This window comes from Rhizobium sp. Rhizsp42 (assembly GCF_047304155.1).
In the GTDB taxonomy this organism is placed as follows: domain Bacteria; phylum Pseudomonadota; class Alphaproteobacteria; order Rhizobiales; family Rhizobiaceae; genus Rhizobium.
Genome location: NZ_JBGLYS010000004.1, coordinates 165297 through 179541, shown reverse-complemented (window position 1 = coordinate 179541; position 14245 = coordinate 165297). Strand labels below are relative to the sequence as shown.

General features: G+C 55.7%; 9 protein-coding genes. 3 read left to right on the top strand and 6 right to left on the bottom strand.

Going from position 1 to position 14245, the window contains the following annotated elements; genetic code table 11:
- Positions 1-10: 10 nt before the first annotated feature.
- Together ACCD05_RS06740 and ACCD05_RS06735 are read right to left on the bottom strand one after the other, a co-directional pair.
- Entirely contained in the window at positions 11-1405 is a 1395-nt protein-coding gene (locus tag ACCD05_RS06740) for a hypothetical protein (RefSeq protein ID WP_413391903.1), read from the bottom strand.
- Entirely contained in the window at positions 1377-4514 is a 3138-nt protein-coding gene (locus ACCD05_RS06735) for an AAA domain-containing protein (RefSeq protein ID WP_413391902.1), read from the bottom strand. Before ACCD05_RS06735 ends, ACCD05_RS06740 begins: the two co-directional genes overlap by 29 nt.
- A 296-nt stretch (positions 4515-4810) precedes the next feature.
- Here ACCD05_RS06735 and ACCD05_RS06730 point away from each other — a divergent pair, with 296 nt between their 5' ends.
- The 3 genes from ACCD05_RS06730 to ACCD05_RS06720 all read left to right on the top strand — a co-directional run bounded on the left by ACCD05_RS06730 (position 4811) and on the right by ACCD05_RS06720 (position 8743).
- Entirely contained in the window at positions 4811-6175 is a 1365-nt protein-coding gene (locus ACCD05_RS06730) for a DUF4041 domain-containing protein (protein ID WP_413391901.1), read from the top strand.
- Between the two features lie 2 nt (positions 6176-6177).
- Entirely contained in the window at positions 6178-7047 is an 870-nt protein-coding gene (locus ACCD05_RS06725; protein ID WP_413391900.1) for a hypothetical protein, read from the top strand.
- 241 nt (positions 7048-7288) lie between these two features.
- The gene (locus ACCD05_RS06720) at positions 7289-8743 is read left to right on the top strand and encodes an N-6 DNA methylase (protein ID WP_413391899.1); all 1455 of its coding nucleotides are present in this window, start codon (positions 7289-7291) and stop codon (positions 8741-8743) included.
- Between the two features lie 825 nt (positions 8744-9568).
- Here ACCD05_RS06720 and ACCD05_RS06715 read toward each other — a convergent pair.
- The 4 genes from ACCD05_RS06715 to ACCD05_RS06700 form a co-directional block, all read right to left on the bottom strand.
- Positions 9569-10114 (bottom strand): hypothetical protein, encoded by a 546-nt coding sequence (locus ACCD05_RS06715; RefSeq protein WP_413391898.1) that lies wholly within the window; start codon positions 10112-10114, stop codon positions 9569-9571.
- Positions 10115-10224: 110 nt separating this feature from the next.
- Positions 10225-10626, bottom strand: coding sequence for a SyrB-like regulator (locus ACCD05_RS06710; RefSeq protein WP_413391897.1), 402 nt, complete (start codon positions 10624-10626; stop codon positions 10225-10227).
- 582 nt (positions 10627-11208) lie between these two features.
- Positions 11209-12792, bottom strand: coding sequence for a DHA2 family efflux MFS transporter permease subunit (locus ACCD05_RS06705; protein ID WP_413391896.1), 1584 nt, complete (start codon positions 12790-12792; stop codon positions 11209-11211).
- 23 nt (positions 12793-12815) lie between these two features.
- Positions 12816-14006, bottom strand: a complete 1191-nt coding sequence (locus ACCD05_RS06700) for an HlyD family secretion protein (RefSeq protein ID WP_413391895.1) — start codon at positions 14004-14006, stop codon at positions 12816-12818.
- Between the last annotated feature and the right edge of the window lie 239 nt (positions 14007-14245).

The window sequence follows — 14245 nt, the reverse complement described above, 5'->3', positions numbered from 1 at the left end:
TGCTCTTTTCTTACGGCTGCGTAGGCTGAGCGATATTAGGTGCCGGTGGTGCGGCAGGAGGCGGAGAAGCCGATTGCGCCGGATCCCTCGATGTCTTTACATCGTTGAGTGCAGCGATTTCTTGAGTAAGGACGCCCTTGCGGCCATTTAGGTTTGCCAGCTCGTCCCTTGCTGCGCTCAATTCGTTCTGCTTCAGCTCCAGCTCCTTGGCTAGTTGAGCTTGCTTGCTCTGAAGGTCGGTCACCGCTGTTTCCAATGTGACTTTCTCTGCGCTCGCTCGATCGACATCGTCCTTGTCGATGCTGTTCTTGGCGCGTAGCGCTTGGAGATCGGTAACTTCGAGCTTAATGCTGTCTCGCTGAGACATCGCGGCAGCTATATCCGCCTGAAGGTCACTTAACTGCGCCTTAGCGACCGGAAGAGCTGCCTGAGATTGCTCCAACGCGTCCTGGGAAGCCTTAAGTTTTCCGTCTGCGGCAGCGACATCCGCCCTCGCCCGATCAGCCGATGCCGTCAGACTGGAGAGGTCCCCATTCAAGGATGCTTTTTTGCTTTCCATCGAGCTAACCTGGTCTGCAAGATCGGCCCTGTCGGTTTCCTGGCGAGCCATATCCGCTTCTATCTTAGCTGACAAAACCTTGGCCTTCGAAGCCTGATCCTGCTGCTTCGCGATGGCCGCATCAAGGTCTTGTGAAGTACGTTGCTTGTCGCTGATGTCCTTCGTGATTTTGGCGATCTGTGATGTCAAGGCGGCCTGCCGGGCGGTCAAATCCGCAACTTGGCGCTGGCGATCATCCAAATCTTGAAGCTGTTGGCTGAGCTTGGCTACCTCTGCTTCCTTATCGCGGAGAACTTTATCGCTGGTCGCAGCGGCGTCGTCAGCCGCGCTCTTTCGATCTTGCGCCTCAGATAACTCACTATTGGTCTGATCGATTTTTGACTGATTTGCAGCGATAGCTTTTTGCAGATCGGCGTTTTGCGACCTTAGGCTGACTAAGGTCTTCTGAGCTGTGGCGGCCTCTGCAATAGTGTCGGCTGCTGCCTTTGCTTGCTCCTGGGACGCACGAAGCTTCTCGGAACCGTCTGAGAGGGAAGCAGTTTGCTGCTTGATTTCCGCGTTGAGACGGTCCCTCTGAGCCGTTAGGTTAGCTATCGTCTTCCGTACGCCGTCTGCCTCCACGCTTCGTTGAGAGATGTCAGACAAGACGTCATCACGACGGCTTACCGCTTCAATGCGCTCGGTGTTGTAACGCTGAATATCGGTGCGGACGGCACCATATTCACGTTCGAGCTTATCGACCTGGAACAATGCGACCGAAATTGCCCCTGCCGAAAGAACTCCGAGGGCTAAAGCGACATAGGTAAACCGTCGCGATTTAGGAAAGTTGTTTTGCGACGCGTTCAATGCATCCCTCCAGATCCTGAGCTAGTTCGTCCACCCAAAAGCGCTGGACTTTCCAGCCAAGGGATTTCAACTGATGATCGCGCCAGTGGTCGCCGATTTTCCTCTTTCCATCGGTGTCCGCATGCCAGTGGCGACCATCGACTTCGAGGTCCAGCTTGACATCTCCGCTACCAAAAAGAGCAAAATCCAGTCGGCGACCGGCGACTTCAAACTGAGGTATCGGATTGAGACCACGCTTCCTCAGCGCCGCGTCGACGATCCGCTCCCAATTGCTGTCAAAGGTGCCCTCGCCCACGCGCCCTTTCGGTTCCGTCGCAGTTGCAGCAAGCCGCTGGAGGCTCCCAACCTTTCCGGATCGGGCGTAGGCCAAATCCCCGAATATATGCGCAACTGCCCGCGCACGGCTGATCGCCACGTTCAAACGCCGCCAGTCTTTCTGGACGAATGTCACAGCGCTGGTGGCGCTCGAATGTCCCAGGGTAGGCGAGAAAAGAATGAGATCCCTCTCCTGGCCTTGAAAACTATCGACCGTCCCCACGCGAAGCTCTGCTTTCTCTCTAAGCTTCTCATCTATTTCGGCAAAAATTGCCTGTTCCAGCGCGTAAACTTGCGGCCTGAAGGGTGCTATGACCCCGATCGATCCGTTATACCCCTGCTGTATAATGAGCATGCGGATATGCTTGGTAACGGCAGCCACCTCCGAGGTGTTGACGTTACCGATCATGGGCGATGTCGGTGCCGGTACGTCAGTCCAAGCTATGCCCGGTTTCATCCCATTAGGTGACCGGAGTTTTTCCTGGTCTCCAGCAACCCGGAGCTGACCACCGTAAAAGTGCTCGTTTATGTAACCGACAATATCTGCAGCGGATCGGTATTGATCTCGAAGCATTACCTTTGCTGCGCCCGGTGTTAGATCCGCAAGATCGAACAATGACTGACGGCTTTGCGCGAACCGACCCATCTTGGATATTGGAAGGTCCTGAGCCTGCATTAGATTGCGATCATGCGAGATACCGAGCTGACTGATGAAAGAAAGCTGCTTGTTGTCGCCCACGACCACGACGCGTTTGGCGCGAGCGAAAATTGGAAGTGCAGATGCGATGTCGCACTGACTGGCTTCGTCGAAGATCGCAAGATCGAAGAGGCTCTCGGACAAAGGCACTCGTCGGGCCGCGCCGAGAACCGATACCAGCCAAAGCGGCCGATGGCTCACGACTTCCCCAGCTAGGTTAGCTGGTAGCGGTCCGGAGTTCTGCGATAGCTCCAAATTGGCCAGCTCTTCGCCCAATCTTCGGCGGTCTGTTTCGGTGAGATTGACTTTAGACGCCAGAACTTTGGGGAGTAGCTCTCTGGCGATTTCCCCGATCTCATTCGTGACCGCGACTGGATCACCCCTGACTTCCATCGTTGCCAGCTCCGCCCGCAATTTCGCGAGCCGCTGGTTCAAGGTGGCCAGCGTCGCACCTTCACCTGTTAGTTGCCCCTGATCATTGGTCCCCGCTCCCAAGCCGAGCGTTCGCAGCAAGAAATTGACCACTCTTGCAAGGGTGCCGACCTTGGCGATTTCAACAACCGGGGTTCCTACCTCGTTGGAGCCGCCTTTTAGAGCTTCGATTCGCTCCAAAAGCTCCGCGATCGAACCATGTATGCGCGAGACGCGATCAATCTCGTCAAGAATGTGGTTTCGATTTTGGGCGAGCGTTGAAATCTTGGAGCGTAAGACCGGGTCCGGCTCGGCTGCCCCCATAGACGGCTCGCTTACAAGATCATCGAGTACCCGATCGAAAGACTGGTCGATATCGCGAGAGGGATCGAGGGTTCGGACCAGAAATGGGGCCTGCGGAGCGATCCCACCAAGCCTGGACTCTACGGCGTCCAGTGCCTGGTGGTTCTTCGACGCCACGAGAACGCAGCCGCCGTCGGCGATCACAGACGCTGCTATGGAGACGATAGCTTGGCTTTTTCCGGTTCCCGGCGGCCCGGTCACCACCGTTAGCGGCGCGGTCATTGCCCGCCTGACCGCATCAATCTGCTCTTTGTTCAGATCACCGATGTTGATCACCGGCGTCAGTCGTGCCGTGGCAGGCGCTTCCAGCCCAAGAATCGGGGCCAATGCTGTCGTTGCTAGCTTCTCCTTCGACCAGGAAGCTATTGTATCAAGGTCACGCACGGCACCGGCGGTGAACGTCGTGTCGGTGGGAAGAAACAGAGCCGCGATGTCGTGAACACCCACGCTGTTTGGATCCAGATCGATCCGCATCTGCTGTCCCGTGATCTTTCCTCGAAAAGTGCTTGAAACAGCTTCCTTTAAGCGCGAGAGAAACTCCTCTTGTCTGAGTCCCAAGCCCTCGGCTTGAGCGAAGACATCCTGCAGGCCAGCCTCTTTCCAGTTGGCGCTCCTTGCGACTCCCTTGATCCAGTCGGGGTTTGCAACAATGTCATCTGTATCGATGACCACCTCAAGGTGGGTCGAACTGCGCTTCCACTCAGCGCTGATCAAACCTACCGGCCAAACAACAGACACGCCTTGCTTCTTGCCAACCCCTAGAGGCCATCCGACAGCGAGCGTTTGTTCATTCGCCTCCCGCTTCACTAGCGCTTGGCGAAAGTCGTCCGGCAACTCTTCGAGTGGGATAGAGATGGTCAGCACCTGACCGTCCTCGGGTGTCAGCGGACCAAGTCCCGTGAACAACTGCCACTGTACGGAGTGCCGGTCTTCGACTTGGGTGATTGCTCCTCGTGGGTCTGATCGTAGAGCGGATCGATAGTATCGCAGCAATGCGTTGGGATCGATGGAAGCGGCGCTTTCGACCGCTTTGAGATCGTCTACAACGACAGTCGATGATCGAAACGTGGCGTGAACGGGCCTTAGAAGATTGCTATCGGCGGAATGGGGGGCTGCAATTGTTGCCCCGCGAGGTGCGGTAAATACTGGACGCCATTTGCCGTCCCGACCTTTAGCCACCCTCCCGGCTTCACTAAGCGCTGAAAGTTCGGCGTAAACCGCTGCCCGCCTTCGCGGGTCAAAATCAATGTTAAGCAATGCCAACAATTCGCTGGTCGTGCGGCCTGTCGGAAAGGCCGAAATAGTCCGCAGTAGTACCGACATTGAATGCTTTTGCCCCACCTGCGTGTTTGGGCCACGCGTCGACCCCGCCGCCGACTCTGCAAGTGTGGTGAATGAAGTCAATCGTTCACAACCTCAAATACCCACCCATTTTTGATCCACGCATCCGGTCAGTTTAGTTTGTGACCGTTTAGTCACACCAGCCTCCGGCGTTACGCGGCAGACTAGATCCTCACCGGTCGCTTTGCCCGAAAAACAATATCGAGAATACCTACAACACCTACTTGCAAATTTGTTGACTCACGATAGCGTTTACACTCGCCGTGGTTGGGGGTGTCATGACGGGTGGTCAAATTTTCGCGCTGGTGTGTATTGTCGGCTTTCCGGTTTGGGCCCTGATCGGGACCTACCTTGCGTGGAAGCAGGTAAGGCGACGGAAGATCGCCGAGGCGAGCGTTAAAGCTATGGAAGAGAAGTACGCTTCCATTGTCAGCGAAGAAGCTGAGCTGCAACGGCTCCGTGACGTTGCTAACTCCGTGTCACAGGACATTTCGAACCTACGCTCCTCGTACAACGAGAAAAAGGCGATCTTCGATCGTTTGGTAAAGGAGGTTGCGATCTTCGACGAGAAGTTGGCCTTTGCAGAAATGGGCGTCTACGAGCCGCACTTCGATTATACCGACAGTGAGCAGTACAAGCAGGCAATCCTCGACAACCGCGAGACCCAAAAGCGGATGGTTTCGAACAAGAGCGCCGCTGTTGCAAGGACCGAGTGGACGGTCAGCGGCAGCAAGGCCAAGGGCCAAACGATGAACAACCGCAACGTCAAGCTTGCTCTCCGCGCTTTCAACAATGAGTGCGATGCGGCTGTGGCGAACGTTCGATGGAACAACGCGAACGCGATGGAGAAGCGGATCGTCAACGCGCGTCAGCAAATCGACAACCTCAATGCCACAAACGATATCCACATCACCGATGAGTATCTTCGGCAAAAGCTTGTCGAGCTTCAGTTGACCCATGAGTACCGCGAAAAGCTGAAGGCCGAACGGGAGGAACGGGCCGAGATGGCACGCGCCGCCAGGGAAGAGCAGAAGTTTCTGCGGGATATGGAGAGAGCTGAGGAGGAGGAAGATCGGTACCAGCGGCTCTTGGAGAAAGCCAGGTCCGATGCCAGCAAGGCCGCAGCTGACCAGATCGGCGCATACAATGAGAAAATCCAGCTTCTTGAGAAAGACTTAGCCGACGCTCACGCCAAGTTTGAGCGAGCTCAGGCAATGGCTGAGAAAACGCGTTCGGGTTACGTTTACATCATCTCAAACATCGGGTCGTTCGGAGAGGAAGTCGTGAAAATCGGACTTACCAGACGGCTAGATCCAGCTGATCGCGTGCGGGAGCTTGGAGATGCCAGCGTGCCATTTGTCTTCGATACTCACGCCATTATCTACAGTGACGACGCCCCTGCCCTTGAACGTGCCCTCCACAATGAGTTTCAGAAAACCCGCATCAATGCCCAGAACTTCCGCAAGGAGTTTTTCCGCGTTTCTATCGACGAGGTCGAGCAGGCCGTCGGCAGGCTTGCGCCGGGAGCCCCTTTCTTCAAGGATGTTGAAGCTCAAGAGTACCGCGAAACACTCGCTCGCCGCAACGCGATGTTGGCTGCTGTAGAGCCGCCGGAGCTATTGGCATTCCCAGAGGCCATTTGAAAATGACCGATCTCGCAGATGATCTAACATCCATGGCCGTAATCGACGCCTTCAAATGGTGGGTGAACAACGATTTCGAGTTCCTTCAGCGGACAGAGGTACTCGATGCCACTGGGCAGCGAACTGACAACGAGGTCGGCCGAATGGATCTTTCCACGTTCCGTGACATCGCCGACGCTTACGGCGTAAGTCGAAACGTACCCGGCTCACCCAAGGATGATGTTGCAGGCAAAATCCTTAAAAAGCTATCGTCTCCTGAGATGAGCGCTTCCTTGCTTGGATCGATGTGCGCCAGGAAGGATAAGCTCGTCGAATTTACTCGCGCCAACGCCATTTCAGTCATTTACAAGGAAACTGGCCGTAGCGTGAACCGCGAACTGGCATCCGCACTCTCGAAGATAACTTGGTTTCTTCGCCCAGAGGACTGGACTGTTTTTGACCGATACGTCGGCGTCGCGGTCTTACGACGCATAGGATCGGGAACTATGCAAATGGAGAGCTTCTATGATCGCCTTGCTCCAGATTTCAAAGAAGTTTCGGCCGCAGTTTCAAAGGCGGTTGTGAGGCACGGGTTCCATCCATTCCTCACGAACCGCATCATCGACAAGTTTCTGTTCTGCCACGGTCTCGGCATGTTCGATAAGAAGCTGCGAAGCCACGGAAAAATGACGGACTCATTTGTCCGGGCCTCCACGCAAAATGACAAGCTCCAACGCACCTCCGTCAAACTTCACCGTTCTTCCTTGGTCGCGTCTAAGTTGGCGCTTGGAAAGCACGTGAGCGAGAGGCTGGATGGACTGGCCGAAGAGATAAGACCCATCCTTTCTGCTGTCTCGTGGACCGAACCGACGCCCGCCCTCGGTGGACGATGACATACGCGCGTCATCCATACCTCCCCGTCATCATCCCCGCGTATGATGTAAAGGCCGCTAGATCGAACCTCTGAGAGCTTCATAGCGACATCTATGCTTCTTCACCACGCAGCTGAAGCTCGCCATAGCCCGTGCGTCGTGTGCGCAAATGAGCATGTGGCAGAAATAACCTTTCGGCTATTGCCAACCGCAGTCATCAGCGCTGACAATCTATTGACTGCATCCCGTCAATCAATCCCACATGAATCTCGTCTCATCCGCCGCGATAACCGGCAAAATCGCGGGTCAATTCTTCACCCCCGAAGCTGTGGCAAAGTCACTCGTCTCGTGGGTCGTTCGCACTTCGACCGACCGCCTTCTCGATCCGTCGTGCGGCGAAGGCGCGATACTTGCTCATCACGGCAACTCGCGGGGCATAGAGCAAAACCCCTACTCTGCATGGGTTGCTCATGAAAGATTGCCGCACGCATCCATCGACAATACGGACTTTTTCACCTGGGCTTCCACGACTACCGAGCGGTTTGAGTGTGCTGCCGGTAATCCGCCTTTCATCCGCTACCAGAATTTCAAAGGTCTCTCGAAAGCTGCTGCAACCTCGATCTGCAACGCACACGGCGTTTCGTTGAGCGGACTGAGCTCAGCTTGGCCATCCTTCATTGTCGCGACAGCCACGTTGCTTCGAGATGGTGGCCACATGGCGTTCGTAGTCCCAGCCGAGATCGGCCACGCGACCTACGCTGTCGCGCTTCTCGACTATCTGGTTGCCCATTTCTCAAAGGTCCAGGTCGTGGCCGTTCGAGACAAGCTATTTCCGCATCTGTCCGAAGATTGTTGGATCCTCTATTGCGAGGATCGCGGAGGAGTGACTGACTACGTACGGTTTGCGCATATGGAACAGTTTAATGAATGCGGATCCCCACCGGTGGGCGTTCTGCATAGGTGGGCTGACTTGAAGCGAGATTGGCGGGGGCGGTTGCGACCCCTGCTCCTGTCACCAGCCGCGAGAGAAGCCTATTTGGCGGCAGCCAGGCAACCAGACGCCATTCGGTTTGGTGATGTCGCGAAAATCGGCATTGGTTATATCAGTGGCGCGAATGACTTTTTCCACCTCACGACTACACGGGCGTCCGAACTTGGGATCCCCGATGAATTTCTTATTCCTTCAGTGCGGCGCGGCAAGCATCTCAAAGCCGATGTGATCGATCACTCGACGGTTGCAGGGTGGCAAGCAGCTGACGAAGCGTTTTTGCTGCTTTCTATCCCTCCAAACGGGAGCCGTCATCCCGCTGTCGCGCGATACCTAGACACCGATCAAGGATTGGAGGCCCGACGCTCTTACAAATGCCGGACCCGTTCTGCATGGTTCTCGGTGCCGGGCGTTGTGCGACCAGACTATTTCCTGCAGTACATGTCCGGGTCGGAGGTACGGTTAGCGAGAAACGACTGCGCGGCGGCCTGCACGAACAGCGTCCACGCAGTTCAGATCAGCGACAGCAAAATAGCATCGGCCGCCCTGGAGCATTGGGGGTCTCCATTGACCCGGCTCAGCTGCGAATTGGAAGGACATCCCCTGGGTGGCGGAATGTTAAAGCTTGAACCACGCGAGGCGTCCAGAATTGTCTTCGCGCCGAGAAGCGGCCACGACAAACTTTTGCTTGAGGCAATCAGGTTGGTAAAGAGCTGGAGACACAATTAGCTCGTATCTGCAGCGTCACTCCTGACGGCCAATCAATTCGAACTGGTTGAAGTGGTCCCATTCGATTTCTGAAGCACAGCGTAAGCGGTGTCGCAGACCACCTACCGAGGCATCGGTTTCCAGCTTCTGCGCGGTGCGCAATAATTCTCGCACCTCTTGCGACATCCAATACCGAAACGCGCGAAACTTCGGTCGGTGCCGATTGCCGACGTGGTATAGCAGATCGCAATCCCACTGTGATGAGCTTCTTCGTGGCTTCACAGAAGATAACTATCGTTCAAACCGTTCCAGCATCGCCAGCAAGACAGCGTTGTCCCGTAGCAGCCTCGTCTTAAGCGCCAGCTTCAAACGAGCATTCTCAGCTTCCAATTCTCTGAGCTTCTCGTTGGATATCACGCTGTCATTGACAGCAATCGGATCCCACTCCCCTCCCCGGCTTGTGGAAGCCCTTATCCGGCCCTGCGCCTGTGGCTTCGCTAGTCGGTCGCTTCTCACGTGTGCGGCCAATTTATCCGTCTCAGCCGCAATAGGCTGAGATGCGTTTGCGCGCAACGGGCCGTCACGTGTTGCTAAGCTGACTGAGGGTAAAGTAGCTGGTTCCGATGTCGAGGCCGGTTTCAGCGATGTAGTATTGTCCACACATGTAGGAACAGGGTCTAACTGCTTGAACAGCAGCTCCGCATCCGCTTCGACCGCTTTGGACGCTGACTTGAGATCGATGCCTGACCAGATTGACTTCGGACTGAACTGGGTCCGTCGGCGAGTTTTATACTCGACGACAAATTCGCGTTTCTGACTTCTCATACTTCCCTGTCTTCAAGCCCTTTAGGACGGATCGAAACGCTGAAGCATTTCTCTCAGCTGGGCATTCTGCAATTTAAGCTTTTCCGCAAGTTCGCGCCGCAAGCGCTCGATTTCCATGTCTAATATGGAAGCGTGGATGACGAAACTTTCATTCGGTGTCGGCTCCGGGACCGACGACTTGACTGCCCGCATATCAGCTTTCGGAAGAGGAGCCGAACTGTCTCGCGCAGGTACGGCTACTAATCCACGCTGTTCGCGCGTGGCCGGGCGGCCGCGACGCGAACTAGGTTTGATCGCAGGCGGAGAGCTTTGGACTTCGGCTTTCTCAGCAACCGCGTGCTCTGCTTCTTCACGACGGCCCTGCGCAGGCACCAATGATTTAGAAGTATCTTCAAAATTAGCCGCCGTATCTGTGGGCGCTACGGGACTGGGGACGGCAGCGGGCGGCTGCTCAAGCAGATCCGAAGACACACCGCCGGGATCAAACGCTGCCTTGGCCTCGGCAATCTCAGTCGGAGACAGTTCAGCCGTACGACGGCGTGTCAGGAACGACCATGGCATTTTCATTTGGGTATCGTCTCCGTGAATTTGGGAAGAGGATTGCATCGGTGGACCGCTAGTTCCAATGCAATCCCGTTCGCGTCATGGAGGTCAGCAGCCGCTTACTGCCGGTTCGCTCAAGATCCGATGCGCTTGCGAAGATCAGCGTTTTCGGCGCGAAGCTTTTCGGCGAGCGTCTTGCGAAGACGCTTGTTTTCTTCCTCAAGCTGAAGCAGGTCCGAAAGGTCATCGGAAAGGGAAATCGCTGTAGCAGGCTTTGAAGCTTTTGAGGCGGTTGCTGCTTTCCCAGGTCCACGGCCTTTGCGCTTTGCCTCTGCAGGAGCGGTGGCTTCCGCAACTTCCGCCTTCCTACGACCGCCGCGTCGACCTTTAGGGGCGGCAACCGCCTCAGAAGCAACTGCTTCTGCGACAGCCTTAGGGCGTCGCGGCGCACGCGTCTTCTTGACCGCAGGTGCCTTAGCAGCATTATCGGTTCCGGCCGCGTCGGCGGCAGGAGGTGTGCTCAGTTCGTCAGCCATCAGTTTTCTCCCCTAATAGGCAAGTTGTTTTCAACTGCAGAGAATTCGAAGTCAACACTTATGCAGCTGCAGCACCCCGAGCCGCGTCGAGCTTTCTATTTGGCGCAGGAAGCTGGAGGTTGCTTGCTGTAAGCGTTGACCGATGAATCCTAATCCCGTTTTTGGAATTCTCTACCGTAGGCATAGCCAGAGTAGCCTAACAACTCAGCCCGATAATAACCGAGGAAAAGCGCCAGTGAGGCCCTCCACACTGTTGTGATGGGAGCTTCGATTTGCATCTTTTACGAAACAATGAAAGGCGAGCATATCTGCCCGCCTTTTCATAACTGGGTATCTTCTTTTGCCAGCCGGTCGGTTTTTTAAAACCGTGTCACATCAAATGGGTCACCGATGTAACAGGGAACGGAGTTTCCGTCGGCTCAGCCTCCCGATGAAGCCCGGCAGCGTCAGCTGCGGATTAGGATATCTCCAGCTGAATCCTAAGGTTGAACATCGCCTTGCAAATGCAAAACGCACTGCCCCCAGATGTCCTCACGCGCCGCCGCCCTATCAGTGCGCGATGAATTCAGCGCATTGTAAACACTAGTGTGCGCCTGCCCCTCCTCCGGCTCTCGGTTTGCGCGTCAACAACAGCGCGACCGCCGCGACGGACAGAACGATACCGATCACGGCAAACGTGTCGCTGAACCCGAGAATTAGAGCCTGGCGTCTGACGACCTGGCCGATGGCGGCGACAGCCTTATGCGATGCGACCGCCGGATCGGTGACGCCGTGCTGGACGAAATAGGCGGTTAGCTGGCTGATCCGATCACGGACTTCATCGCGAGTGAGCGTAATGGATTGGCCGATGATGTTCGAGTGGAACTGCTCGCGTTTCGTTAACACGGTGCCCAGTGTCGCTGTGCCTATCGCCCCGCCCAGGTTGCGAAGCATGTTCGTCAGACCGGATGCAGCTGCGGCGTCCGATGGCGCGATCCCAGCCGTGGTGATGGCCGTGATTGGAGTTAGCACCAGGGCCTGACCAATGGCGCGGATGATGTTCGGGATCCAGAACTGGTCGCCCGCGTTGTCGGCCGAAAGCGTGATGTTCAAAAAGCAGCTCGCTGCGAAGATCGAAATTCCGATGAACCCGATGTACCGGGCATCGAAGCGCTTCATGAGGACCGGAACCAGGGGAATCAACAGTAGCTGCGGCAGACCCGTCCACGCGAGAACGTTGCCAATTTGCTCGGCGTTATAATGCTGCACCTGACCAAGATACTGAGGCAGGATGTAGACGGTTCCGAAAAGAGCGACACCGACCAGAACATTGACCAGAACGCCAATGCCGAAGTTGCGTTCCGTCAGGAGGCTAAGCTTGACCAGTGGTTTCTTTACATTCAGCTCGATCCAGATAAAGGCACCAAGAAAGACAAAGGCCACGATGCTCAGTTTCACGATGAAGGGCGAGGAGAACCAGTCCTCCTTGTTGCCCTCTTCGAGAACAGTCTGAAACGCCGACAGACCGATCGCCATCGTGAAGATACCAGCCCAATCCCCTTCCCTCAGCAGACCGAGCTGCATCGGACGTTTTTCCAAGGTTAGCGCCAAGGCTATCGCCATAATCAGAGACGGAACCGTGTTGATGAAGAAGATCGTCTGCCACCCGTAGTTTTCCGTGAGATAACCGCCGATGGTCGGACCTATCGCAGGGGCGAAGGTCACGGAGAGAGCGAAGATTGCGAGACCAAGCGGCTGCTGGCTTTTGGGCAGTTTAGTCAGCACCATCGTGAATGCCATCGGGATCAAAACACCGCCCGCGAAGCCCTGCAGACCGCGAAGGACGATCATTGTTCCCAGGTCGTGCGCGAAAGCACAGGCCATTGAGAACAGTGGGAAGAGGATTGAGTTTACGAGGATGTACCGTCGAAACGAGAATACGTTGCTGAAGTATGCCGTCAGAGGAATGACGACGATCTCGCCAATCAGGTAGGACGTGGAGATCCAAGCGCCATTATCGACGCCCGTCCCGATCCCACCCTCGATATCGAGAAGCGAAGCGTTCGTGATCTGGATGTTGAGGATCGCCATGAACGCGCCGATCATACCAGCGAGAACTGCGATCCAATCATTTGTTGTTGCACGTGGTTGCGAAAAAGCACCCCCGCTTGCTGCAATAGCAGACATAACACGATCTCCTACCCCCGCACCTAGCGGTTCGCCGCATCGGCCTTGGTATCAATGCTCGGCTGGACTGACATTCCAGGACGCAGCTCACCTTGCTTCGCTATTTCGCCGTCGAGGACGATCTTAACCGGTATGCGTTGAACGACCTTCGTGAAGTTGCCTGTGGCGTTGTCAGGCGGAAGAAGCGCAAACTCCTGTCCACTTGCCGGAGACACGCTATCGACGTGCCCGCGATAGGTCTTCCCTGGGAACATGTCGACGTCGATCTCGACCGGCTGACCCGGATGGACATCGGTCAACTGCGTCTCTTTGTAGTTCGCGATGATGTAGGCTGCACTAGTCGGCACCACTGCCATCAGCTGCGTTCCGGCCTGCACATACTGACCAACTCGTAGAGTACGGTTGCCGACGGTCCCATCGACGGGCGCGACAATTGTCGCGTAGGAAAGATTCAGCTCTGCCTGACTTTGAACAGCCTGATCATGTGCGAGCGTCGCCTTCGCCTGGGCAACCTCGGCGTTCAGCAGGTCAACCTGCTTGGTTGCTGCGTCGAGGGCAGCGGTATCACGCATGATCGTCGCCTGTGCAGCCGCAATCGCCGCCGTAGCCTGTTGCGCGGTTTGGACTGGCGCGAAGCCGCTCGTCGCCAAGTTTGAGTACCGCTTGCTGTTTTGCTCGGCAAATGTCGCGTTCGCCTTGTCAACGTCGAGCGTGGCTCGGGCTGCGGCTATAGTCGATTGTTGAATCTCGAGCGAAGCCTGCTTGGCGGTGATTGTTGCCTGAGCGGCAGCGACGTCTGCTTTTGCCTGATCCAGTGCCGTGTGGAAATCACGGTCGTCAATTCGCGCCAAAGGCTGGCCAGCCTTCACTTCCTGGTTATCACTCACCAGCACCTGTGCCAGGTAGCCAGAAACTTTAGGGGCAACTGTCGTGCTATCTGCCTTTACGTACGCATCGTCCGTAGAGATCTGGAAGCGACCAACTGCCCAGTAGTTATGACCGAAATAAACTGCTGCAGCGACGGCAGCCACCGCAACTGTCGCTGCGAGGGTCAGTTTTACGCCGGAGCGGCGGACCTTAGTGTCCGTTGCCGAAGGGGCCTCCGCTGGAGCCGCCAACGGCTGCTGCTTCGCTTCCAGAGTTTCCGGGGCCTTTTTTGGCGCAGCGGTCTTACGTTCGAGCTTGCCGCTAAGCGATACAATTTTCTCATCCATTCCAGTCACTCCAGCTAGCGTCCGGCGACCCTGGTCGGACATTTCGGAAAACCAATGTTTTCCAAAAATAGGCGCACCTTTGATAGAGTCAATTCATTTTGGAAGACAACTCTTTTCCAAAATCGATAACAATCAAATGCAGTAATGGATGCGCTTTTTACATGGCGACGTAAATGTCTGTTTCAAAACAGCATTCCTGTTTTATCCTTGCGTCAGTTGACGCTCGTTAGCTACTCGCG

What these genes read in the sequence shown, in the direction of transcription:
- ACCD05_RS06735 (WP_413391902.1), bottom strand. Translation starts at nt 4,514, where the DNA reads ATGTCGGTACTACTGCGGACTATTTCGGCCTTTCCGACAGGCCGCACG.
- ACCD05_RS06730 (WP_413391901.1), top strand. Translation starts at nt 4,811, where the DNA reads ATGACGGGTGGTCAAATTTTCGCGCTGGTGTGTATTGTCGGCTTTCCG.
- ACCD05_RS06725 (WP_413391900.1), top strand. Translation starts at nt 6,178, where the DNA reads ATGACCGATCTCGCAGATGATCTAACATCCATGGCCGTAATCGACGCC.
- ACCD05_RS06720 (WP_413391899.1), top strand. Translation starts at nt 7,289, where the DNA reads ATGAATCTCGTCTCATCCGCCGCGATAACCGGCAAAATCGCGGGTCAA.
- ACCD05_RS06715 (WP_413391898.1), bottom strand. Translation starts at nt 10,114, where the DNA reads ATGAAAATGCCATGGTCGTTCCTGACACGCCGTCGTACGGCTGAACTG.
- ACCD05_RS06710 (WP_413391897.1), bottom strand. Translation starts at nt 10,626, where the DNA reads ATGGCTGACGAACTGAGCACACCTCCTGCCGCCGACGCGGCCGGAACC.
- ACCD05_RS06705 (WP_413391896.1), bottom strand. Translation starts at nt 12,792, where the DNA reads ATGTCTGCTATTGCAGCAAGCGGGGGTGCTTTTTCGCAACCACGTGCA.
- ACCD05_RS06700 (WP_413391895.1), bottom strand. Translation starts at nt 14,006, where the DNA reads ATGGATGAGAAAATTGTATCGCTTAGCGGCAAGCTCGAACGTAAGACC.